Annotated in this window: 21 protein-coding genes; 12 read left to right on the top strand and 9 right to left on the bottom strand. The window is 48.4% G+C overall.

Annotated elements, in window-relative coordinates; genetic code table 11:
• Nucleotides 1-49: 49 nt before the first annotated feature.
• Nucleotides 50-1,180: a sugar phosphate nucleotidyltransferase gene (locus HRE53_RS10380; protein ID WP_212663376.1), complete on the bottom strand. Its 1,131-nt coding sequence runs from the start codon at nucleotides 1,178-1,180 to the stop codon at nucleotides 50-52.
• 509 nt (nucleotides 1,181-1,689) lie between these two features.
• Here HRE53_RS10380 and HRE53_RS10375 point away from each other — a divergent pair.
• The 6 genes from HRE53_RS10375 (at nucleotide 1,690) to HRE53_RS10350 (ending at nucleotide 6,360) form a co-directional block, all read left to right on the top strand.
• Nucleotides 1,690-2,169 (top strand): hypothetical protein, encoded by a 480-nt coding sequence (locus HRE53_RS10375; protein ID WP_212663375.1) that lies wholly within the window; start codon nucleotides 1,690-1,692, stop codon nucleotides 2,167-2,169.
• Between the two features lie 70 nt (nucleotides 2,170-2,239).
• Nucleotides 2,240-2,641 (top strand): hypothetical protein, encoded by a 402-nt coding sequence (locus HRE53_RS10370; protein ID WP_235110346.1) that lies wholly within the window; start codon nucleotides 2,240-2,242, stop codon nucleotides 2,639-2,641.
• A gap of 61 nt (nucleotides 2,642-2,702) precedes the next feature.
• Nucleotides 2,703-3,422, top strand: a complete 720-nt coding sequence (locus HRE53_RS10365; RefSeq protein ID WP_235110345.1) for a rhomboid family intramembrane serine protease — start codon at nucleotides 2,703-2,705, stop codon at nucleotides 3,420-3,422.
• Nucleotides 3,423-3,429: 7 nt separating this feature from the next.
• Complete coding sequence (locus HRE53_RS10360; protein WP_235110344.1) at nucleotides 3,430-5,004, top strand: metallophosphoesterase; 1,575 nt, start codon at nucleotides 3,430-3,432, stop codon at nucleotides 5,002-5,004.
• Between the two features lie 308 nt (nucleotides 5,005-5,312).
• A complete protein-coding gene (locus HRE53_RS10355) occupies nucleotides 5,313-5,747 on the top strand; it encodes an AMIN domain-containing protein (protein ID WP_235110343.1) in 435 nt (144 codons plus the stop codon).
• Nucleotides 5,710-6,360, top strand: coding sequence for an N-acetylmuramoyl-L-alanine amidase (locus HRE53_RS10350; RefSeq protein ID WP_235110342.1), 651 nt, complete (start codon nucleotides 5,710-5,712; stop codon nucleotides 6,358-6,360). Before HRE53_RS10355 ends, HRE53_RS10350 begins: the two co-directional genes overlap by 38 nt.
• Before the next feature lie 18 nt (nucleotides 6,361-6,378).
• On the opposite strand, the gene HRE53_RS10345 is transcribed toward HRE53_RS10350, so the two are convergent.
• From HRE53_RS10345 to HRE53_RS10330, 4 genes are all read right to left on the bottom strand, one after another.
• Nucleotides 6,379-8,775: a protein kinase domain-containing protein gene (locus tag HRE53_RS10345; protein ID WP_235110341.1), complete on the bottom strand. Its 2,397-nt coding sequence runs from the start codon at nucleotides 8,773-8,775 to the stop codon at nucleotides 6,379-6,381.
• Nucleotides 8,772-9,581, bottom strand: coding sequence for a PP2C family serine/threonine-protein phosphatase (locus tag HRE53_RS10340; protein WP_235110339.1), 810 nt, complete (start codon nucleotides 9,579-9,581; stop codon nucleotides 8,772-8,774). Before HRE53_RS10340 ends, HRE53_RS10345 begins: the two co-directional genes overlap by 4 nt.
• Before the next feature lie 105 nt (nucleotides 9,582-9,686).
• Nucleotides 9,687-10,349, bottom strand: coding sequence for a VWA domain-containing protein (locus tag HRE53_RS10335; RefSeq protein WP_212663366.1), 663 nt, complete (start codon nucleotides 10,347-10,349; stop codon nucleotides 9,687-9,689).
• A gap of 278 nt (nucleotides 10,350-10,627) precedes the next feature.
• Nucleotides 10,628-12,889: a bifunctional (p)ppGpp synthetase/guanosine-3',5'-bis(diphosphate) 3'-pyrophosphohydrolase gene (locus HRE53_RS10330; RefSeq protein ID WP_235110337.1), complete on the bottom strand. Its 2,262-nt coding sequence runs from the start codon at nucleotides 12,887-12,889 to the stop codon at nucleotides 10,628-10,630.
• A gap of 247 nt (nucleotides 12,890-13,136) precedes the next feature.
• Here HRE53_RS10330 and HRE53_RS10325 point away from each other — a divergent pair, with 247 nt between their 5' ends.
• On the top strand, nucleotides 13,137-15,731 hold the full coding sequence (locus HRE53_RS10325; protein ID WP_235110336.1) for a DNA polymerase III subunit alpha: 2,595 nt from the start codon (nucleotides 13,137-13,139) through the stop codon (nucleotides 15,729-15,731).
• 77 nt (nucleotides 15,732-15,808) lie between these two features.
• Entirely contained in the window at nucleotides 15,809-16,312 is a 504-nt protein-coding gene (locus HRE53_RS10320; protein ID WP_235110334.1) for a hypothetical protein, read from the top strand.
• Between the two features lie 138 nt (nucleotides 16,313-16,450).
• Here the strand turns inward: HRE53_RS10320 and HRE53_RS10315 are convergent, their stop codons facing one another.
• The 4 genes from HRE53_RS10315 to HRE53_RS10300 form a co-directional block, all read right to left on the bottom strand.
• A complete protein-coding gene (locus HRE53_RS10315; RefSeq protein WP_235110332.1) occupies nucleotides 16,451-16,861 on the bottom strand; it encodes a hypothetical protein in 411 nt (136 codons plus the stop codon).
• Nucleotides 16,862-16,884: 23 nt separating this feature from the next.
• The gene (locus HRE53_RS10310; protein ID WP_235110329.1) at nucleotides 16,885-17,703 is read right to left on the bottom strand and encodes a tetratricopeptide repeat protein; all 819 of its coding nucleotides are present in this window, start codon (nucleotides 17,701-17,703) and stop codon (nucleotides 16,885-16,887) included.
• A gap of 192 nt (nucleotides 17,704-17,895) precedes the next feature.
• Nucleotides 17,896-19,044: a DUF1822 family protein gene (locus HRE53_RS10305; RefSeq protein ID WP_235110327.1), complete on the bottom strand. Its 1,149-nt coding sequence runs from the start codon at nucleotides 19,042-19,044 to the stop codon at nucleotides 17,896-17,898.
• 10 nt (nucleotides 19,045-19,054) lie between these two features.
• Entirely contained in the window at nucleotides 19,055-20,275 is a 1,221-nt protein-coding gene (locus HRE53_RS10300) for a sigma-70 family RNA polymerase sigma factor (RefSeq protein WP_235110325.1), read from the bottom strand.
• A 100-nt stretch (nucleotides 20,276-20,375) separates the two neighbouring features.
• Here HRE53_RS10300 and HRE53_RS10295 point away from each other — a divergent pair, with 100 nt between their 5' ends.
• From HRE53_RS10295 to HRE53_RS10280, 4 genes are all read left to right on the top strand, one after another.
• The gene (locus HRE53_RS10295) at nucleotides 20,376-21,293 is read left to right on the top strand and encodes a hypothetical protein (RefSeq protein ID WP_235110323.1); all 918 of its coding nucleotides are present in this window, start codon (nucleotides 20,376-20,378) and stop codon (nucleotides 21,291-21,293) included.
• Between the two features lie 240 nt (nucleotides 21,294-21,533).
• On the top strand, nucleotides 21,534-21,686 hold the full coding sequence (locus HRE53_RS10290) for a hypothetical protein (protein ID WP_235110321.1): 153 nt from the start codon (nucleotides 21,534-21,536) through the stop codon (nucleotides 21,684-21,686).
• A gap of 44 nt (nucleotides 21,687-21,730) precedes the next feature.
• The gene (locus HRE53_RS10285; RefSeq protein ID WP_235110319.1) at nucleotides 21,731-22,165 is read left to right on the top strand and encodes a protein kinase domain-containing protein; all 435 of its coding nucleotides are present in this window, start codon (nucleotides 21,731-21,733) and stop codon (nucleotides 22,163-22,165) included.
• Nucleotides 22,108-24,126 (top strand): AAA-like domain-containing protein, encoded by a 2,019-nt coding sequence (locus HRE53_RS10280; protein ID WP_235110317.1) that lies wholly within the window; start codon nucleotides 22,108-22,110, stop codon nucleotides 24,124-24,126. The genes HRE53_RS10285 and HRE53_RS10280 overlap by 58 nt, the downstream gene beginning before the upstream one ends.
• The last annotated feature ends 12 nt before the right edge of the window (nucleotides 24,127-24,138 follow it).

Genomic DNA, 24,138 nt, shown 5'->3' with positions numbered 1-24,138 from the left:
CAATATCATGGAGTATCCTTGTCCACCTTTTTTGTGCGGTAGCACTGGCTTAGATCATCACTGGTGTGGGGCCATGAGAATTTTGCCGAACATCCGTAATCAGCCAATCCAAAGCTGCTGTGCGAACATCCAAGGACACCCCTGTTTTATCCACACAATAGCGACCGAACACCAGCTTATCGACTAGATTGGCTTCAGGGCCCAGACGAGAATATTCGAAGATCACGCTGTTGTCTACTGTTGCACCACTACAAATATGGCAGTTGGGTCCAATCATGGTTGGGCCAATAATTTTCACGCCTTCATCAATGCGAGTCATGCCACCAATGTACACCGGACCTTGAATATCAACCTTATCCCAGTTGATATCAACATTCAGGCCAGTATAAACACTGGGTTTCACTTCATGACCAGGGATAGCTACATTCTTGACCTCGCCCATCAATACGCTACGAATGGCATGCCAATAATCAGGAACCTTGCCAATATCCACCCATTGGAAATCCATCGCAACGCCATAAAAAGGTAAATTCATAGACACTAGTTTGGGAAAGAGATCACCCCCAATATCAAACTCTTCTCCAGATGGAATAAGGTCTAGAATTGCAGGCTCAAAAATATAGATACCTGTATTGATGGTATTGCTAAGGGCTTCATCAATTGTGGGTTTTTCTTGAAAAGATTGCACGCGGCCCTCTTCATCCGTGACTACAACACCATAACTAGAGACATCATTTGGATCGACTGTTTTCATGACGATAGTGGCAATGGAGCCTTTTTGCCGGTGCCATTCCACTGCAGCTTTTAAGTCCAAATCAATCAGGGCATCGCCACATAGCACAATAAATGTATCGTCAAAAAATGGAGAAAAATCTTGAATCCGCCGCATCCCTCCTGCTGAACCAACGGCATCTCCGATGAGCATGCCGTCTTCAATTCGACCTTCAAAGGAGTAAGCAATATCTACCCCAAATCCCTGACCATCTCTAAAATAGCTTTCGATTTCATCTGCCAAGTGGCTAACGTTCACCATGATTTCATCAAAACCATGTTGTCGGAGAAGATCGACTAAAAACTCCATCACAGGTTTCTGCATGATCGGAATCATGGGTTTGGGAATCGTGAAAGTTATCGGGCGAACGCGAGTACCTTTACCCGCCGCCAAAATCATTGCTTTCATAATTATTTATGTGTAGAGAACTAGCAACTTATCGAAATACTTAAATTTAGATTCTCAGAGGTTAATAGGAGTGTCTTTTTTATCTAATGGTCATGGCAGTATTTGTCATCTCTTAGATTACCCTTCGATTAAAAAAAAGTCATCATAGAGAAAAAAGCTTGTCTTGCAAATAATCGCATAGAAAGTCAGGAAATAATTTAGATTTAAATTGTTTTATGACATAAAAATATCTTTCTTTCTTGATATGATTTTCAAGGATTTTTTAAGTCTGCAATAATTGCTAAATAAGCAATGTGGGAACTCTGATAGCAAACTGATCAGATTGCCAAAGGCGGTTGACTAATAAGTCGCTTTTTTTGTTTAAATTGTCCTGAGAGTTTTGAGGCTGTATTGAGACTATCCATAAAAATTGAGAGGGACAACAGCAAATGCTCGCTTTCTCTAGAGGGAACTTGATGGATAGTCTGTGGGCATTTTAAAACTGAAAGACAATGAGGTCAGCTAATCCAATGCCGAAACTGGGACAAGCAGTGGGGTATAGCTTAGGAATCTTGTGGTTGACCCTGCCAGGGCATCCATTGATAGCGTGTGAGCCACCTCAAAAATCGATAGTTTTGGATAGCCAAACCAGTCACAACATGCCCCTGATTCAGGATCAAGAAACGCTGCAAAAATATGGGGGTCAACCGGTGACCTTACAAGGGCGCTATGTTGCCCATAAACAAACACCAGATATTACGAGTGCAGGCATCTGGAACCCCGAGCAACCGCCTATTCCCCATATCAGAGCCAAGATAGTCTTGAACGATGGCACCTCTGTAGCACTTTATCCTCCCACTCATAAGCAATCCCTACGTTCACCTTCGGAAGCCGACCAGTTTGATCAACAGAATGTCCTGGTGGAGGGGACGGTTGAGTCTTATACGGGCGGTGGCTCATCTCCCATATGGATAATTCGTCCTTTAGAGATACAGTTGGCATCTCCCTAAGCCGCTTCTATGATTGAGCTATGCCTGCTGTTTACTCAGTTGGGCAGATCGCCACCGTGGGATATGAAGAATGTCTTCAGTCATCTCCATCAAAAAATTTGCGCTTTGGTTCGGGCTATATGCATTAGGCAGCTTTATCGCACATAATCTGTTGGCCTTTACAATTCCGGTTGCGATCGCATTCCTAATGTTGGTATTGCCTGGGTATGGTGTGGGTCTCCTGTACTTGATCTTCCGTGCGATTAAGCATCCTCATGGCCAGCTCAGGTATCGAAATCTTTGGTTGTGGGTGGGCATGACTTGCCAGTGCTTGGTCTTGCTAGCTAGCCCCAGAGATTGCTATGGCTTTAAGCAAGGGGCTGACTGTACGCCGCCGGTTGCCGGATTTGCGATTGTCGTGGTGCTCTACCTCATTTCCCTGTTTATATTCTTCAAAACGCTGCGTATTGAACTCCCTGCTCCTGAGTCATGATGACCCTTCTGGGGGTAAATGAACTAAGCTGCATATTAGTCCCCTGAGCGAGGTTGTACAAATGGTTCCTCTTCGCGATGAAAATCCAACTCAAATCACGCCCTATGTGACCTATGGCCTGATTGTTCTCAATCTATTGGTATTTGGCTATGAATTAAGTCTGCCTCCGGGACAGCTGAGCCTCTTTCTGCAGCATTGGGCGGTTGTTCCCATTGAGCTCACCGCGAGCTTTGGCGGTTTCTCCGCCGTGGATGCCGGAGAGTGGGGTACCTTAATCACCTCCCAGTTTCTCCACGGCGGTTTTTTGCATGTGGCAGGCAACATGCTCTACCTGTGGATCTTTGGCAATAATGTAGAAGAGCAGCTGGGTCGGATGCGATTTCTCTTGTTTTATTTAGCCTGTGGGGCTTTGGCGGTTCTGACCCAATGGTTTTTTAATCCCCTTTCAGTGGTGCCATCCTTAGGGGCCAGCGGTGCGATCGCCGGAGTGATGGGGGCTTATATCTTCCGCTTCCCTCAAGTCAGAATCCTGACCCTGGTGCCCTTAGGTATTTTTCTGACCACCTTTAGAGTTCCTGCGATTCTCTACCTGGGGTTTTGGTTTGTGCAGCAAGCCTTTTATGGAGTAGCCAGTTTAGACGCCCCCGTTACCGTTGGTATGGAAGCGGGTGGAATTGCCTATTGGGCCCATGCCGGTGGATTTATATTTGGCGCGATTCTGGGGCCACTCCTGGGGTTATTCAGCAAATCGGACAACGCCCTGCTCTCTTCTGAAGATTAGGCCTCTCATGAAGTTTGTTTCGGATCCAGCCGTCGCCGTCAAGATCGCCAAAATGAAGGAACGGGTGTGTTGGCAGCATCCCTACCTACAAGCTAGAGAGGTTGATCAAACCCGATTAGTGGTGGACGATGAGCAGTCGGACAGCCTCGATTTTTCCTTTTTGGTGATTGGGGATAGTGGCACCGGGCAATATCGCGGTGATAGTCCTCAGCGGCGTGTGATGGAGCAACTCTTAGCCCACGGGCAAGGCAGCAGCTTTGTACTCCATACGGGGGATGTTGTGTATCTCGTGGGGTCGCAAGAGCAATACTTTGATCATTTTATTCACCCTTATCGCGAGTGGCTGATCAATGGTGAGCGGCCTCAACAGATTGCCTATGACCAAATGGTCTTTAAGTTGCCCCTGTTTGCAGTGCCCGGTAACCATGATTACTACGATCTGCCCTGGTGTGTGGGATTAATCGCTCAAGCCACTTTACCGATACGCAATCTCTTTCAGCGTCAGCTTGATCTCGATCTCGGCTGGCATGGCTCTAACAAAGGGGATGCCTATGCCCAAGCGTTTTTAGATTATCTCTATCGGTTCACAATGGCTGAATTACGCCAGCATGTAGAAGCCCATTACACTGCTTATTTTAATGGCCAGCGTTGCTTGCGCTATCAACCAGGAGCGTTTACTCGCTTACCCAACCGCTACTATCAATTTCGTAAAGGTGGGATTGATTTCTTTGCTCTGGACTCGAATACCTTGAATACCCCACTGCCCATTCCTAAAGATAAGACGGGCAGATTACGGCGACGACAATTGAAGGCAGACCGCCAAGCTCTGATCAATACTAGAAGTCGAGCCTTGGCAGCAGCTTTGCGCCAGCATGAGTCTCGCTCGGACGATGATGCGACCAGCGATACCTATGCCAAAGTTGAGCAATTAGACGAGCAAATTTTAGATATTGATAAGCAATTGGCCAATGGCCCCGACCTCAGCTTAGATATCGAACAGTTAGTGTGGCTGAAACAACGGCTGATTGAGTCTTGGTCTAACCCCGAGGTGCGAGGACGAGTCTTATTTTTTCATCACCCGCCCTATGTTACTGAGGCCAGTAAGTGGTATCAGGGCCAAACCCTTGCCATTCGCCGTCATTTGCGTCAGGTCTTAGATCAGGTCCAGCAGGTCGTGGGAGATCAGGCGGCTGGCCGCCCCCTCGTCGATTTGATCATTAACGGTCATGCCCATTGTCTAGAAGTTCTGAAAACCGGCGATACGGGCCATGCCGATTCCCATATCAATTGTGTGGTTTGTGGGGGCAGTGGATTTAGTCTACGGCGACAACGCCCTGAGGGAGAGGACTTATGGGAATCGGTGGATGGAGGTGCCGAGCGATGCGTGGCGCGATCTCAACTCTTTATCGGCAGACATGGGCAAGGTTCCCAAAAACACCGCCCCTATTCTGGTCTACGGATTGATGTGCAGGCCGGAACGCCCCCTAAATTTATCCTGCGTCCTCTGATTGCAGAACGCTTTCAACGACAGTGGCATCACTATCAACTCGCGCCGATTCATCTTTCGAATGGGGCAGACTAAGGATGCCTAGAATACGACCATCAGCGGTGGAAAATTTAAGAAACGCAAAGCAGTCAGGAAAACAATGAATTTGGTGTTAATGCTTGCCCGTAAAGTGTTTCAGCTAATATCTCCAGCGCCATTGATCCGCAAGACTTGCGTCTTCAGCAATGATCCATGATGATGGCGGGCGATGAGCATCATCTTTCTCTGGGCAAAACATCAGCACAGGAAACTTGATCGTGCTCCTACCAGTCAAGAGGGATCTACCCCCCCACCTACTCGAGACTAAAGATTTGCCTGCTCAGAGACGACTGTGGAATTGCAAGATGAGGAAAGCCAGCTGGGTATTGCCCCTCGCTTTAAGCCTATTCTGCTGGGCGGACAGTGCATCAGCAGGACAGCTTACCTACTGGAAGTTTAATTCTAAAAAAAGTCGCATTGATCTGATTACGAATTCAGCAACTAAGCCGCGGGCAAAAGTGGTGATGAACCCGACCCGACTGGTGATTGACCTTCCCAATACCACCTTTCGTAAACTGAAAGCCCGCCGCAAAATCAGCAAGTATGTCCGAGAAGTGCGGGTGGCTCAACATAACCGTAAAACCACACGCGTGGTCGTGGAGCTGAGCAAAAAATATACCTTAAGCCCCCGGCGCGTCCTGGTGCGCGGTATTGCCCCCAATCGTTGGTATATCCAACTCCCCAAATTTTTCCCCTTAAAGGATGCTAAAAAAGTCTTCGCGCAAGACGATTGCCGTTAGAGTGCCGCCCCCCAAAATCCCCAAGCCCTCTATTTCCTCACCCGGTCCCATCGTTTCTAAACCCGTTAAGTCAGGGGCAAAAGTCGTTGTTATTGACCCCGGTCATGGTGGCGCTGACCCAGGTGCAGTAGGCATTGGCGGGATACAGGAAAAACGAGTGGTCTTAGATGTCTCGACCCAAGTCCATAACCTCCTGCGAAAACGAGGGATTAATGCGGTCTTGACTCGCTCCGGCGATCGCGAAGTAGACTTACCCCCGCGAGTGGCCAAAGCGGAAGGGGCTCGTGCTGATGTGTTTGTCAGTATTCATGCCAATGCCATTAGCCTCAGCCGTCCTGATATCAACGGTTTAGAAACTTACTATTATGTGACGGGATACCGCTTGGCCCGTGCGATTCATACCAGCATTCGTCGAGCCGTCTCTGTCGGCGATCGTGGCATTCGCCAAGCCCGATTCTATGTCTTAAGAAAATCATCGATGCCAGCTGTCCTTGTAGAACTAGGATTTTTGACGGGTAGGACTGATGCGGCGAAATTGCGAACGGCAGCCCATCGCAAACGCTTGGCAGAGGCCATTGCCCAAGGAATTGTAAATTATCTCCAGGGGAAATAGGCGGTAAGTCCGTCTGGGCTATGAGTTGAGCAGGGTGCGCAGTAGTTTCCCTGTCTTTAAATTCCATACTTTGATACTGCGGTCGCTACTCCCACTGACCAACCAGCGGTTATTGGGGCTAATGGCTAAGGTCGAGATGCTGCCTTGGTGATCCGTCAGGGTTTTGAGCAGTTGGCCGGTTTTGAGGCTCCAAATTTTGATGGTCTGATCCTCTCCGCCGCTAATCAAAAATTGATTATCGGTACTCACGGCTAATGAAGCCACCATTTTCTCATGGGCCTTAAAGTTCTTAATCAGCTTACCGGTTTGAAAATTCCATAACCCAATATTCCCGCCCCAACTGCCCGTAATGAGAACCTTACCTTGTTGACCTAAGGCGATGGAACTGGTGAGTTCGGAAGACTGCCAACCCTCGGTATTGGGCAAGCGTCTGACTAATTTGCCCGTCTGTACATTCCACTGTTGAATTTGGCCGTCGCTGTTGCTGGTTACCAGGCTTTTGGCGTCCGGACTCAGCACCATGGTTTGTTCAGATGCCATTAATTGCGAGGGAATGCGGGTGACTTTATCCGTTTTCAGGTTGTAGAGCAGAATCGAGCCACCCCAGGCACTGCTGGCCATAATGCGGGTTTTGGGATCAGTGACGGTGGTGCGAATCCCGCCTTCAGGACGCATGGCGGTGTAATTGACAAAGCTGCGGCGCAAGGTGGCCGTGGATAAGTCCCACTGCAAGACTTTACCGCTAATGCTGCTGCTGATCAGGGACTGGCCATCATTCATAATATGGCTAGAGACCACCGGTTCGTAGTGCTCAGATAAGGTATTGAGCAATTGCCCTGTCTTTAAATTCCAGACTTTGAGGGTAAAGTCCCGACTACCACTGACGAGGGTGCTGCTATCGGGACTAATCGATAACGTGGTGATGGTATCCCAATGGCCTTTTTGGCCGTTAGCCGGGGCTACAATGGTCTGAGCAGCTGTAGATTGACCGGAAGGGGGAAGCTGAGCCAGGGTTTCACCCGTAAAGGTCGTGCCGAGTTTAGAGATTAGCCACTGATCGACAGCTCGTTCCAGGGATTTTGACCAATAGCTGAAGGTTTGAGGGTTCAGTTCTGGGGCCAAGAGTAACCCTAATCCCAAAAAACTAAAGCCACATAAAATTACCCCTAGGACTGAATTGGAAATAGACGGTGGCCAACTCGTCCGCTGGACTAAGGGCATTTGCAGAATAGAGCGGGTGATTCCAGAATTAGGAATTTGCATATTCTGGAGCTGCTGCATCCGTTGGGCATAGGCCGCTGCTAGAGCAGGGTTGGCTTGGCTCGGAGGTTGGGTTGCCCAAGGGCTCTTCTTCTTTTTTTGCTGGCGACGTTTGGGGGCAGGCTTGGGAATCACCGGGTTAGGACTAAAGATATCCACCCCTAAGCGAGAGCTGCGATCGCACCAGTAACAATGGCCATAACTTTGGCTGTAATGATGGTTGGACTCCAAATTGCAAGTTTTGAGACTCGCGATCGCCTTCTGCAGAGCGGTCATCCATTGATCTGCAGAGGGACGCAGATGAGGTTGGCCATGGCCTTGGGTAAAGCATTGATGAAAACAGGACTGCAGCTGCGGGTGCAAAATCGACAACGGTATCGTGTTGGGACCGGGGCGAATCAAACTTTGGGGCGCATAGGGCCAAAATCCTTTTTCAATCAATGTGGTGGGCTGTGGCGACTCTCCCCGGCCAATCCACTTGCCTTTAAACGGCTGATCGCCAAAGAGGAGGAGAAAAACAATCACCCCTAATCGGAACCGATCATGCATTTCGGTCTGGTCAACCGACGCTAAATCCTTGCCTAATAATTCGGAAGGCGTAAAGCCTTCTGAACCTACTAAACATCGAAACACTTCGCGAGTATGAGGGTCTTGTACCTGAAAGGAATCCGTATCGATAATAGAAACCAAGGCTTGGTTATTCACCAAGATATTTTGCGGTTTGACATCTCCGACGACGTAACCCTCTTTATGCACGGCATCCATACTGGATGCGATATTGAGAGCTGCAGTATGAAGGTAATACCAGTTAAACCGAGGTGCTTTGCGACTGCGGAGTCGAGGGTTATAGATGGTGGATAATTTAACGCTTTCCCCCACTTCAGGCATGATGAACCCCATGGGCTCGCCTTGCTGGCTCTCTAGCAAATCCTTCGGCCAAGCCAAAGAAATGTGATTCTGCCCGAGGGTCGGATCTTGGGGAGGATGGGCAATCATCACCCGTAATTTTTGAAACCGCTCTGGCGTGCGCTCGTGATAGAGCTTGGCCAGAAACCCCCGATAGCTAGTTTTCCAGACGGTCCCCTCGCCGCTACTGGCGATCTGCTTCGTCAGGGATAGGGTCCGACCCGAAACTTGGCATTTGAGAACGGTCATCCGTCATCCTCTGGCCTAAATAGACAAAGCAGCAGCGTCTTATCGTCGTCCGTCTTGGCATTTAATCGATCTGATTCTAAGAAGGTTTCTACATAGGTTTGACGTTCTTCAGGATCGGAAATCGACCGTAAACATTCAAAGAACGGCTTGAAGAAAGGCGGGAATGCTTGCCAATCCTGAAATCGAATCGCTACTTTTTCAAGACCATCCGTGGCTGCACAGACAAAGGGATGATGATCCGCACGCACAGCAATTTGCATATGCTCTACCGCATTATCGCTAGTGACAAACACTGTTTCGTTAATGTATTCGCCTTTAACCGGCTCAAAGAGGAGGTCAAAGGAAGGTATGGGTTCAGTTTCAGAGAGGTTGGGGGCTGTTTGCTGGGCTTGGGTGACAATAAAGCCATCGCCAATCTGCATACAGGCCAGCCAGTTGGGGGTCGCAATAAAGCCTAATAATGTACATCCTAGCTCTCGCAAAGGATACTCACCACTCTCGGCTTGCGATCGCAAGGCAGTAACAACCGCTTCAACCATCTCTGTGAAGAGAATTTGAGCGTCAGCATTAATGGTTTCTAAGTCAACCGAGGACCAGTGTTCTTCTCTCTCCTCTAGCATGGCCAACGCTGTTTTGACGGCTAGCTTAGACCCAATATCTGAGAATTTAGCACTGCCAGCGCCATCAGACACGACACCAATGAGGGTGTCTGCTTGCATCAGATAGTTGCCATAATCTTGGCAAGGCAATTGTTTCTGTAGATGACGGGTTCCAATTGCCGAATGAACGATTGCTCTCCAGGCCACAACCTCTCCTTTTGGGCGCGAAAAATAACGATAGGTAGGATGCGGAAGCTAGAGATGCATCAAACATGAAAGTCTGAGGCCCTCACAAGTCTCCGGCTCTGATGTCTAAGTCGCGATTTGTCCCCAACCGACAGGGGGTAAAGCAACCATATCTCCGCCTACGGTGCTGCTAGACACGCGCACCATAGAATCACTCAACCATAGAAACATGGACCGGAAATCTAGCCCATTGAGCATTAAGGGTGGACGCTCGGGGGGCGAAATTTGGTTCAAGATGGCCATATCTGCACCCTGGACACCCACGGCAAAGAAAGATAACTTTCGCTGGGCTTCAGCGCTCTTAAGGCGTTCAGAAGCTTGCTGCCAAGGAGAGTCAGGATTGGGGGCACCGTCAGTAATCAAGAAAACCCAAGGTCGATAATATTGAATGCCATTGTTGCGATAGGTGGCTTTGCGATTTTCTAGTAAATCCAAGGCATAACTTAGAGCCTCACCCATAGGCGTTAGACCGTGAGCTTCCAGTTGTAGCGGTACAAATTGGTCAATGGTCACAAAATCTTGAACAAGTTCTACAGGTCCAAAACTGACAATGGCGACGTCAACCCGCAATGCGGCTTGCTCATCCTGAATGACCGCTTCTTTGAAAGCATCTAAGCCACTATTCAAAGCATCCATGGGGGCACCGCTCATGGAGCTAGAGGTATCCACCAATAAAATAACGGGGCAACGATTCTCAGGGTTTTCAACGAATTCTGGTTGTCCAATCATTTAGATTTTCTCGAAATTAGGAGTGATAAATTGCATTTTTATAAACCCCCCGACCACAGAACCTGATTTAAGGTCCACACAACTTAGCGGTTATCAACAGGCCATACCCACATTTTCAGTAGGCTAGCATAATCTTGCTAAGCACTAATGCTTACTAAAATCTTAGTGAGGTGACTCAGCAAAGGTTTAGTAAAAATTAACGATTTTCGCTCCATCATAACCTATGGTACTGCTGATTTCGCCACCCCATTGATTATGGAGGCGTACATGGCTGTATTTCAGTCTTCAACCTGGCTGAGACGTCTTAGTTTGAGAACATCACTCATTTTTCGGATTTGGGCGCAAATTTGGTCTAATTGATTGCAATGTTCGATGTGTAGCCCCAGATTAATCACCGCAGTTTGCCCTGGGAAGGTTTTGACTTGGGCGTTATAGACATTGACTCTGCTATCGGTCAGACGGGTCAAAATATCTTTGAGAATACCAACCCGATCGATGACTTCGATTTGAACTTCAATGGGATAGGTATAGCGGCGGCTTTGTTGGGAGGGGTGGGCCGGGTTCCAACTGACGGGAATCAGCCGATCTCCTGGAATATTGCCGACATTTTTGCAGCCTTGGCGGTGAATAGAAATCCCTCGATTACTGAGGGTGACCGCCCCGATAATGGGCTCACCGGGAACGGGATGACAGCAACCGGCCATATGGTAGACCAATCCTTCAACTCCCGTAATTGGAGAGTCCCCGGAGCTGGGGAGTGGTCTGGGGCTGGCTTGAGTGGGTAAATTAACGTCTGTTAGATCTGAGGTCGCTGGTTCGGCCTCGGCTTGCTGACTCCGAATGGTTTCTCTGAGCCGATTGGCGACGGAATTCAGGGTCACTTCACCATAGCCCAGGGCAGCCAGTAGATCCTCTGGGGTTTGGTAGTTGCATCGATTGGCAACCGTCAGCATCGGCTCAGATTTGAGTAAGGCATCGAAACCTTTCTTCCCCAGCGCTTTTTCCAGCATCTCTCGGCCGCGGAGGATATTTTCTTCTCGGTGAGAGCGTTTATACCATTGCCGAATTCGGTTGCGGGCAGCATTGCTAGCAGCAAAATTGAGCCAATCCAAACTGGGATGGGCACTATTTTGGGTCATGATTTCGACAATGTCGCCATTATCGAGGGGGGTGTCGAGGGTGACCATGCGCCCATTGACACGAGCCCCAAAGCAGTGGTTACCGACTTCGGTATGAATCCGATAGGCGAAATCCACGGGGGTTGCCCCTTGGGTGAGATCAATCAGATCGCCTTTGGGGGTAAAAACATAAACTTCGCTGTCAAATAAGTTGTCTTTGACGCTGTCTAGATATTCTTGGGCGTCTTTGAGATCGCTTTGCCATTCTAATAATTGACGCAGCCAGGTAAACTTTTCGTCATCAGGACTCCAAGAGGCTTTACCGAGCTGATTGGATGACTCTTTGTATTTCCAATGGGCGGCAATTCCATACTCCGCAATATGGTGCATGGCTTCGGTGCGGATTTGCACTTCCAGGGGCCGTCCCCCTAAGCCAATGACGACAGTATGGAGAGACTGGTAGCGGTTGGGTTTCGGTAAGCCAATATAGTCTTTAAATCGTCCAGGGATAGGACGAAAACAATCATGGACAACGGCTAGGGCGCGATAACATTCTTCGTTCGTTTTGACGATGACTCGCACGGCGGCGACATCATAAATTTCATGAAATTCCTTTTGTTGCCGCTCCATTTTCTGGCTAATACTAAACAGATGTTTAGGGCGGCCAGAAATGTCTAGGTGGTGGGAGCAAATGGGTTCAAGCCGATCATGCAAAATGGTGATCGCTTGCTCAATATGTTCCTCGCGATCGACTCGCTTATCCGCAACCAGCTGCTGCATTCTGCGATAGGTGTCGGGCTCAAGATATTTGAAAGCCAGATCTTCTAATTCCCATTTGAACCGCCAGATTCCGAGGCGATTGGCCAGGGGAGCAAATACATCTCGCGTTTCCTGAGCGATACGTTTCTGCTTAACGGGGGGCAGATGCTCTAGGGTCCGCATATTGTGGAGACGGTCGGCTAGTTTAACTACAATCACGCGAATGTCTTGGGCCATGGCCAAGAACATGCGGCGAAAGTTTTCGGCTTCCCGCTCGGTTTTGGTCGAAAAATTAAATTTAGAGAGTTTCGTAACGCCTTCAACTAGCTGTCGGACTTCTAGTCCAAACTCAGATTCGATGGTTTCTGGGGTGACGTCTGTGTCTTCAACGACATCGTGGAGGAAGCCTGCAGCAATCATGGCTGCGCTACCGCCTAGATCTCTTAGGAGCTCGGCAACAGAGACCGGATGAGCGATATATGGTTCTCCCGAAGCTCGATGCTGGCCTTCATGGAGCTGGTAACCAAAGTTAAAAGCGCGACAAATCAGGTTTTGTTCTGCAACACCATCTCTGTCTTCAGCACCATCGACCTCCAGCATACATTCCTGTAGCCAAGTGGGCAGTTCGAGGTCGGTCGGTGAGACTGTAGCTTTCAAATTCATGCTACGTCGGGATACGGAGAAGACAGTTTAAACAAATCTTAACAGAGGTAGGACCTCTATGGATTAGCTTTTATAAAAGTGCAATCTTAATTTATTTGTATAAACTCTATTTTACCCAACTCCGGGTCAGCTGCTGCAGGCGGTCGAGAAATCCCTATGCAGTGGGCAATCACAAATAATGTCGGGACTGTAGTCGTTGCGATCGCAATCCGTTACCCTATAGCCAGGTTTAGCAGGAAAGTGGCCAATGTCTTTTGTGGGTTTGCATATTCACAGTGACTATAGTCTTTTGGATGGGGCCAGTCAGCTGCCGGATTTGGTATCTCGCGCCGTTGAACTCAATATGCCCGCCATTGCCTTGACGGACCATGGGGTGATGTATGGGGCCATTGGCTTGATCAAAACCTGCAAGAAGCAGGGGATTAAGCCCATTGTCGGCAACGAAATGTACGTGATCAATGGGGATATCACTAAGCAGGAGCGGCGGCCTCGCTATCACCAGGTGGTGTTGGCGAAGAACAAGACAGGCTACCAAAATCTGGTTAAACTCACCACGATTTCTAGCCTGAATGGCGTCCAAGGGCGCGGCATTTTTTCTCGACCCTGTATTAATAAAGACCTGCTGGAAGAGCACCATGAAGGGCTGATTGTCACCAGTGCCTGCCTAGGGGGCGAGATTCCCCAGGCGATTATGAAGGAAAAGCCGGATATCGCTCGACGGATTGCCAAATGGTACAAAGCGCTGTTTGGGGATGACTATTACCTAGAAATTCAAGACCACGGTTCCCAGGAAGATCGGGTGGTGAATGTGGAGCTGGTGCGCATTGCCCAGGAACTGGATATTAAGGTAATTGCCACTAATGACTCCCACTTTATCTCTTGCTATGACGTGGAGTCTCATGATGCCCTCCTTTGTATCCAGACGGGCAAGCTCATTACAGAAGACAAACGGCTGCGCTATAGCGGTACTGAGTATCTGAAAACCGCTGATGAGATGGCTTTGATGTTTCGGGACCACTTAGAGGATGACGTGATTGCCACTGCGATCGCAACCACCCTAGAAGTAGCTGAAAAGGTCGAAACCTACGATATCTTCCGCGACCCCCAAAGTCCTGACTACGAAGTACCGGAAGGCTATACTGCTGAAACTTACCTGGAAGAGGTGACCTGGGATGGCCTATTGGAGCGGTGCGAATGCAAAGCCCGCCCAGAGGTGACGGATGTCTATAAGGAACGTTTGGAATACGAGCTAGAGATGCTCCAGCAGATGGGCTTTTCTACTTATTTCTTGGTGGTGTGGGATTACATTAAATATGCCCGCGACCATAATATTCCTGTGGGACCAGGGCGAGGCAGTGCTGCAGGTTCTCTGGTGGCCTATGCCTTAGGGATTACGAATATCGATCCCGTTCATCATGGTTTGCTATTTGAGCGATTCCTAAATCCAGAACGGAAGTCAATGCCGGACGTTGATACGGATTTCTGTATCGAAAAACGAGAAGAAATGATTGACTACGTTACCCGCAAGTATGGCGAAGATCGGGTGGCGCAAATTATTACCTTTAACCGAATGACTTCCAAAGCGGTGCTCAAGGATGTGGCCCGAGTTCTGGATATTCCCTATGGGGATGCCGATCGAATGGCGAAGCTGATTCCGGTGGCCCGAGGAAAACCGGCAAAACTGAAGGTAATGATTTCGGACGAAACGCCCGCCCCTGAGTTTAAGGAAAGATACGACAAAGATCAGATTGTGCGCCGCTGGCTGGATATGGCGATTCGGATTGAGGGCACCAACAAAACCTTTGGGGTCCATGCAGCGGGGGTTGTGATTGCCTCAGAACCGTTGGATCAACTGGTGCCCTTACAGCGCAATAACGAGGGCGCGGTGATTACCCAGTATTTCATGGAAGATTTGGAATCCTTGGGATTGCTAAAAATGGACTTCTTGGGTCTCAAAAACCTGACGATGATCCAGAAAACGACGGACTTGCTCAAGAAGAATCGGCAGCTCGATTTAGACATCGATCGGGTACCCATGAATGACCCAGAAGCATTTCAACTGTTAGCACGGGGAGAATTGGAAGGAATTTTTCAGTTAGAGTCTTCGGGGATGCGCCAGGTCGTCAAAGATCTCAAGCCGTCTAACTTAGAGGATATTTCTTCGATTCTGGCTCTCTATCGACCGGGTCCTTTGGATGCGGGGCTGATTCCCAAATTTATTAACCGTAAACATGGGCGGGAAAAGATTGATTATCCCCATGAATTGATCAAACCGATCCTAGAAGAGACCTACGGCATTATGGTCTATCAGGAGCAGATCATGAAGATTGCTCAGGATATGGCGGGCTACTCTCTGGGGGAAGCTGACCTGTTGCGACGGGCGATGGGTAAAAAGAAAGTGGCGGAGATGGAGAAACATCGGGAGATCTTCATTGAAGGGGCTTTCAAGAAAGGTGTTGACAAAAAAATCTCCGAAGATTTGTTCGAGCAAATGGTGTTATTTGCGGAATATTGTCTGAGCTATGACACGCCTGTGTTGACGTTGGAGTATGGTTGGCTGCCCATTGGCCAGGTGGTACAGGAGCAAATTGAATGTCAAGTCTTTTCGATTAATGAGCGAGGGCATCTGTATACCCAACCGATTGCCCAGTGGCATCATCGGGGGCAGCAAGAGGTTTTTGAATATACGCTGGCGGATGGGGCGACGATTCAGGCGACGGCGGAACATCAGTTTATGACGATGGATGGACAGATGTATCCGATTCAGCAGATTTTTGAAGATGGATTGAGTTTGAAGCAGTTGCCATTGCCTTGGCAGACAGGGTTGCAGAAAGCTAGTTAAACCAACTATTGAGATGGGAATGGCAACAGGTGCAAGCTTTTTAGGAGAGGGAAGAGCTTATTTGTGATGACTAAATTATGAGTGTAGATTTTTCCCTTTTTAGAGTGGCTAATAGCTTTTTGCAAATTTCTTCTGATCAACGAATATCGGAGTTAAATGAAAAGGTAGTATTGCCATTTGGTAGTTTTACAAATATCGTTGAGCGTATTTGTGATATATCAGGCTTTAGCCAAAATTTTGCTGAAGAAGCAACGAGTTTAAGAATTTGGGAAGAATTAGATACAGAAGATAGATATAAGCTTCCATTAGCATGGATTAATTATCGATATCAGCTAGATAATATTTATGGTCGAGTATTGCACTTCACCATATGGGATGATCCAGTATCCTGCATTATGGTAAACCGGCGAGCCTATGTGGAAGACTTTTTCCCCATCATCGATGTACTTAAAAATCTTGAGCCATTTCTGGTTCTAAATCCATCGAGTAGCAAGCTTATCAGTCCCCATGAATTTAAATATTCAATGGAAGAATGGTTCCAAAAAAATTCTGTAGGAGATGAACTGAATTTCAAATATTGATAATGCCTCAAGTTAGCCTTAATCTTTGCTCCTATCTTCATAGGTGATCTGATGAGAGCTACATTTGTAAAAAGAGGCTTTTTGTGAGATTGGCAATATTTTAGGAACGAAGCCTATGCACTATATTCTTAGGTGCGCCTAGGGTATGTTTGCTTTCTTGATAGAGTTTGACCAAGCAATACCGGATGTGGCAATACGAATCAGTTGTAACGTATCTGCATCATGCCCAGTGATCATCAGCAAGACTTCAAGATCGCCATGTTCCCACCACACATATCGCAATGCGCTCTGGTATTCAAAGAAGTATTTTTGAGGGCTAAGATCTGTCTCTTGTTCAGATCTTAAACCACTATAAATAGGCTGACCCAGTACCGAACATAGCTCTTCTTGGAGTGAGTCCAAGATCAGATGCAGTTCTTGCTCAGTGGTGACATAGTCTATCTCGCTTGCCCAATGACCGAGTGAGACAAGCTCAACGTCGAATTCGCCAATATCCCTTTCATTTTTCTGGCGCTCTAGTAATCTCTGAAGAGTCTTGACGACATTCATTGTTTGAGGTTGAGGCGTGTATCTCACTTCCAGAATTGCCACCATTTTTTTGTCAGATGTTGTTGGCACTGCTGGCAAATGCTAACAGGTGATCCTTGGAATGAGACAACAACACCTTCATCGAACGGCTGACCACATACCCTACAGTTTGATAGATCGAGGCTAGTGGATAGTACGGTTTCCGTAGAGCTTGCAGCACTGCCTTGGCGTAAGTGGTTAATGTAGCTTAATTCATTCAGTGCGACTTCATTGTCTGGCTCAATCTTGAGTGAAGACTGAAATGCCAATTCTGCATTATCGAGATCACCCATTTCAATCAACACAAACCCACGACCGCGCAGAGCGATGGCTAGATCATGGGTGCTAACGTATGCACTGATTTCCGTGATTTGCCCATAAAGGGCGAGTGCTTCTTCTTTGCGACCTTCACTCACCAAGGCTTTTGCCTTTTCACAGGAGAATTTGGGATTTTTGGGTTCGAGTGCTTGGCCTTTCTCAAGGTACTCGATGGCTTTGTCGAATTGTTTACGTTTTACGCAGAGAAATCCCATGTGGAAGTAGGCACGGGGATAAGCGTTACCCAGCCAGTTGATAGTCTTGTTCGCACGCCCATGATGGTTTTCCCAAGTGACATAGTGGATAAAGTTAGTCTCGTCCCAGAATTTAATAGAGATGGCATCGTCAGTCTCTTCACCGTTGGCGTAGTCTGATGGTGTATTGGCAATAACGCTTAACAACAGAGTTTCTGCTTCATCTAAACGGCCAGATACTATCAATTGAAGTGCAGCATCAACCTTGTCCACATCAGCGGACTCAATATCGGTAAGCAAGGGTGAAGTCATAGGATGGCCGAAGTACCACAAAATATTAGACACATGGTGACTCATTCAAGTCTGCATAAGACTCTACCTTCTGCAGAAAATGCAGGAAAGTTGCACCGGCCCGTACTCTTAACGTGCCCGAGTGAAGTATTCGATTTGCATGAATCTTTGTGGTGTGTATCTTATCCACATTCTTGAACAGGCTTGTATTGCCTAAAATCTGAGAAGTTCTTGGTCATACTGGTCTGGCCGTGGTTCTACCGTCCAAACTAGACTTTCACCAGACTCTAGAGCGACATCGATATAGAGCCGATCTACAGGTTCAGAGGCTTGATCTTCATTCCCCTCAAAAGACGCTAGTTCTTCCGTGAGTAATCTCAGCACAAAACCTGTTGGAATCGTGGCACCAGGGGTGACAGGTCGAAGTTCAAACCGCCACGCTGAATCAGTTTCCACTGCATAGATATTCAACTCATAGGGCTGACCCTCAATCTGTAACTGTCGCGCAATCGCTGCAATTGGTGTTGAGGGTTGATCGCCTCGGGCAGCAGAGAGTTGGGGTTGTAACGTAATAGATTGCCAGCCCATCTGTTGCGCCAGATTTGTCATCCCCGTTTGCAGCCATTGCCCCACTGAAAGCTGTTCAGTGATGCCGCATCGTTGTGCCGCTAAGTGCTGTCGCCAACCACCGTGATCTATTAAGCTGCCCCATTGTTCAAAAGGAATGGATAGGCGAGGAGTAACGATATCTGCATTGCCGAGCCGTTGAATAAGTTGATCAGCTTGTACCTTGGAGAGTGCTGGCAACGGATTAACTGCTGCTTGAGTGACCTCTTGGGGATTGAATTGCTGAGTTAACCAGAGCACATTCAGATCTGGGGTGAGATCAGTATCGTTGAGAGAGTAGGTGCGATCGCGCCAATCGTATTGCCCCTGTCCTTTGAGCTGTAAGTGTTTGGTAAATCCCCCTAATCTCACCCAGCCCTCATCCAGATTGACCTGCACTGCCACATAGTAATCTGCTATCCAGTCGGGAATATCCACCCATTCTTGGGGAACCCGCAGTTCATCTAAATCGATACTTTCCGTGGGAATCAACACCAGTTTCTGCGACCCGACTTGAATAGGGGTTCCCGCTACTACTGCCCAAATACTCTGTAAGGAAGGTAACTTCAGGGCCGGGATTGACCATAAATTATGATCTTCCCGCAACCAAGGCAGCACCGTTTCCAAACAGATCAAATGCAAGTAGACCTGCCAGCGGTTGCGGGCTGCCCCTAAGCTCTGTTGCCAACATCGTGATTGAATCGCAGCATCAATTTCTAAATAGGTGGAATCAAATAAGGCTAAATCAGACGTCATGATCATCACTCTAATGCAGGGGCAGGGGGGGAGATTCACCGTAGTGTCCCGTTAGCCATTCTTCCAGGGAAGAACTCATGGCTTTGAGTATGTCCGAGTCGGGTGAAATATGCAGGTTCTCTTGGCTCCAGGTGGCTAGAGCGGTCAATAGTGTCTTGCGAAGTTTGGTTAATCGTCGAGAGATGGTGTATTGCTTCATCTCTAATTTCTCGGCAATTTGCTGTTGGGTATAGGCTTGGGAGTAGTAGAGCTGCAAGAGATCTTGGGACGGTTGATCCAGTTGGTGGATGGTTGCCATTAGCACCTCACCGAGTTGTTGATGCTGGGATTGCCGGGTGTGCAATTCTTCTGTGGCGATCATCTCTTCCAGTAACGAAGCCTGTTCTATGTTGGCTAATTGGTCGAGAAATTCTCCCGCGTCTTGTCCCGGTCTGGGTGTATTGATGGAAATTTGGGATGGGTAGAGGTAGGCTCTGGCTGCTTTGGTACAGGTCATTAGGATGGCTTCGAGATCCTCAACCGTGATGGCATCAGTATTCGGGGATAATTGTGTGGTGCGTTCTTGGTTGTATTGAGTTGCGATCGCAACCCAAACCGCAGCCCCTGGTTTCTCCAATTTCTGAGTCCCCGTTGCCTGTTGAGGGACATAAATTGCCTTGAAGCTCACCCAGGCTAAAACATAACGGTCAATTGTTTCCTGAGGCACACCATTATTTTTCAAGGCTTCGACCAGCCGCTTCTGGCTTAGCTTTCGTAGCAAAGCCCAATCACTGCAAATATCAATTTCGCGGCGTTGCCGTAGCGTTTCCCGCATTAAGCTGGCGAAGGTGGCGCTGGCATAATTTTGCAGATTAAAGCCTTGATCGGAATTGAAGCCCTTGAGGATCTTGTCCACCTGCGCCATGGCGATTTGAAAATAGTCACTCACCCCATAGCGGCTGCTGCTAAACCGAGTCGCCGTTTTCTGGGCGGTCCAATAACAAGTTTCCTGTAAATAGGCCGATAAATGGCCTGCTGAGACCTTCTGTGAGTCGGGCTGAGATTCCACTCGCCACAGCTTATGCCAGTACAGGGACCAAAACTTCGCCGACAGATCGGCTTTCTGAGATTGCTCAAGGTGGATCTGCATACTGCGACGCAGCTTTGAATCACTGGCCCAAGTGTGGACGTGATCGGTCTCAAATTGCAGAAAGGTGGAAAAGATTGCCAGCAGTGCAGTCCGAGGTTGCATGTATCCCAATGTTCAGCAGCGTGCATAAACCAACCGCGTTGGTCCTAAGAGAACAGTACAAGCTAATTCTTCTCAACGCTGACGACTACAAGGAACTGTAATGATGCTGAAACAAACGGCTGGCTCTGCTCATCCTGCGCCTAACAAACTGCAAGTATTTCTAATGGCTTGCCTGGTGGTTGGGATGAATCCCCTCGCTAGTCTCGCCTCCGAGGCTAATCCCACCCCAACAGAAGACACTCCTATCTCTTTGGAGACTGAGTCATCTGAGTTAACTGAAGAATTGCTCACAGAAGATTGTCTCTCAACGATGAGCGAAAGTAAGGAAACCAAAGTTGAAGCAACTGGTGAGGATGCTCAAGAAGGCCTAGAACCTACTGAACTTTGTTCCCCTGTGGCAGTTGATTCCCTTGCAGAAGATGAATTTGCTAACGCAGATGACACAGCCTTGGTAGAAGAGACGCAAGACTCTAGCGGTCCTGCCATCAATGTCAATATCAATATCGGTACTGAAGGCCCCCTCATTGGGATCGGGGCTTCTGGGAATGACAATGCATTCCCACCCGATGATGACTTTGGTGAACATCCAGACCCTGGTTTAGCCGAACCTGTTGAGGAAGGATTACCCGCAGTTCCAGAAGCAATCCCTGCGGGTCCCAAAGTATTGGTTCCCACTAAAGCCATTAAATCTCCCTCCAAACAGCCAAAAGGCTTAGTTCGCAAGACTAGACTTCAGAACAATAAGTCCTTGCAAAAGAAACGGTATCGCCTCAAGCCAGGAACTCGACGGGTAAAGTCCAAGCGCGTTCAGCCCAGTGCTCGTCGCCTCAAAATACTTCGTAAAAAAATCAAGTTCAATCGTCGCCCCATGAAATCTTTAGGGAAGCGCCTTAAAACGAATCGGCGGCGGATGAAGTCAACGGGGCGGCGCATTCGTCCTACCCTGCGTCGTTTCCCGACCCAAAAGCGTCAATTTCGCAGAATCAAAACCGTTAGACCGATGATGCGGCGTCCCTAAAAGACCTGCAGGATCTGGCCTCCTACTGCGAGTCTTAATCAAGCCGATGTCAAAATCACTACAACCGTATCCTCAAGCAGTTAGGATACGGTTGGGTTTTGGTATTTGCCGACAATCCAACCTCCTCTTTGCTCGCCAAACGCGTGACAATAGGTCTAGTACAGATCCCTGATCAACTGTGTTGATGGTCTGTAGTGGTTGAGAAAAGACAGTACACCTCTCACATAAGCATTACAGAGTATGCTCGGTCGAACCCTCGGTGGACGATATCAAGTTCAGGAAACCTTAGGCGGCGGTAGTTTTGGTCAGACTTATCTGGCTGTGGATATTCATCGTCCCGATCGCCCCCCAATGTGTGGTCAAGCATCTCAAGCCGGCGAAACGAGATCCTGAGTTTTTTACCGAAAGCACGGTCTCTATTTGAGCGGGAAGCCGTCATGCTGGAGAAATTAGGAAGCCATGATCAGATTACTCGTTTATTAGCCTATTTCGAAGAAAAACAAGAGTTTTATCTCGTCCAGGAATATATCCCCGGTCACCTACTGCGCAAAGAATTACCCCAGGGCTGTCAATGGTCAGAAGAACAAGTCACTCAACTCCTGCAGGATATTTTGTCGATTCTGGCTTTCATTAACCAATTCAATGTCATTCACCGCGATATCAAGCCAGAAAATATTATTCGTCGGCAGCAGGATGGTCGGCTGGTCCTGATTGACTTTGGCGCAGTTAAGCAGCTGCGTAAAGAACTGAGTAGTGATCCCCATCAACCCTTGCCGGTTGGGGGGGAACGATTGCCATTGGCACCCCTGGCTATATGGCTCCTGAACAGGCCCAGGGCCGTCCCCGAGCGAATAGCGATCTTTATGCTTTAGGCATGATTGGGATTGAGGCCTTTATTGGTAAAAACCCGACCCAATTTACCCAAACAGCCCAGGGCGAGATTGACTGGCAGGAAGAAGTGTCTGTTAGCCCAGCCCTTGCGGATGTGCTACAGCAAATGGTCCGCTACCACTTTCAATATCGGTATCAATCTGCAGAAGAGGTCTTAAAAGAACTCCAAGCCCAACCCTCGTCAGGATGGTTCCAAAAAGTTGGCAAAATCTTGCGATCGCCCGTACAAAACTTTTGGGCTGGTGATGCTGACCCCACTGTAGAACGTAGCTATCAAACCACCCCGCAAGTGGCTCGTCCGGCTGATTTCCCCAAGGGCTCATTAGGATCAGATTCCCTTGCCGCTGATCCGGAAAGTGCGACTCAACCGTTGGCGGAAGTGACTAGCCAGGTTTTTATTAGTGCGTTGAATCGGGAACCCGAGCTGCAGGTTGCTAAGGACTTATTTGAAGCGGTTAAAGGGGCAGGCTATCAGCCGTTTATGTCTACCCAGAGCCTGGAGCTAAAAGAGAATTGGGCGCAGCATATTGATCACGCTCTCAAGGCTTGTGACTTTTATGTCTTGCTCTTGTCTCGGGCCTCGGCCCATAGCGAGTTGATGCTGCAGGAAGTGCGAGCGGTCAAAGCATTGCATCAGAGTCGTTCGGAACAGCGACCTCAAATTGTGCCCATTCGGGTTGATTTGCCGATGGATGGTTCCTTGAATTACGAATTACGAGGATATTTGCATCGGCTGCAGCAGCGCATTTGGCGATCGGCCAGCGATACGCCCAACCTGGTCCAAGACATTTTGGCAACCTTGGATGCCAGTGCTTCAGTGACTCGAACCGCTGAACAAGTGAGTTCGGGTTCATTCCCCACGGTGCCGCCACCCAAGCAAAAATCCGATGCGCCCCCATTACCCGTCGCTGAGCCAGAATTGCCAGAAGGACAGGTGAATGTAGCATCGGCGTTTTATATTGAGCGTCCCCCCATTGAAATCCGCTGTGCGGAAACTGTAGTGCAACCCGGGTCGTTAATTCGCATCAAAGCTCCTCGGCAAATGGGTAAAACTTCACTTATGGCTAGAATTCTCCACGAAGCCTCTAGCCAAGGGTTGAACACGGTGTCGTTGAATTTGCAATTGGCGGATGGCAAGGTATTTACGGATCTGGACAAGCTCTTGCAGTGGCTCTGTGCGAGTGTCAGTCGCAGATTGCGTTTGCCCAATCGAATTTCTGAAACTTGGGACGATATTTTTGGCAGTAAATACAATTGCACCGCTTATTTCGAAGAGTATATTCTGCCTGATTTAGATGGCCCCTTGACCTTGGCCCTCGATGAAGTGGATCGAGTGTTTGAATATCCTGAGATTGCCAGCGACTTTTTTGGTTTGCTGCGGGCTTGGCATGAAGAAGCCAAAAACCAAGAAATCTGGCAGAAATTGCGGCTTATCGTCGTTCATGCAACTGAGGTCTATATTCCCCTCAACACCAATCAGTCCCCCTTTAATGTCGGCTTACCCATTGATTTACCAGAATTCTCTTTAGCGCAAATTAGCCAACTGGCAGAGCTACATCACTTGGATTGGGATGAAGCTCAGATTACCCAGCTTCAAACCCTCATAGGTGGCCATCCCTATCTGATCCGACTAGCCCTGTATCACGTTGCCAAGGGAGATATGAGTTTAGACCAACTGCTGGAAACAGCTCCGACGGAAGCAGGACTATTTCGCGATCATCTAAGGGGCCATTGGTGGAATTTGCAACAGCATCAACAATTGGCAAAATCCTTTATTGCCGCTGTTACGGCTGATCAGGCTATTTCTCTAGAACCCTCTGTGTTGTTTAAGCTGCACAGTTTAGGTCTCATTCAACTGGTTGGGAATGGGGCACAACCCCGTTGCGATCTCTATCGTCAATATTTTGCAACGGTGGCGGCAGAGCAAGGGGCCAGGGAATGAGGGTGATATTTT

Origin of the sequence: Acaryochloris sp. 'Moss Beach', assembly GCF_021497025.1 — a bacterium.
GTDB lineage: Bacteria > Cyanobacteriota > Cyanobacteriia > Thermosynechococcales > Thermosynechococcaceae > Acaryochloris > Acaryochloris marina_A.
The sequence above is the reverse complement of the archived record's forward strand: the minus strand, read 5'-3'. Positions and strand labels throughout refer to the sequence as shown.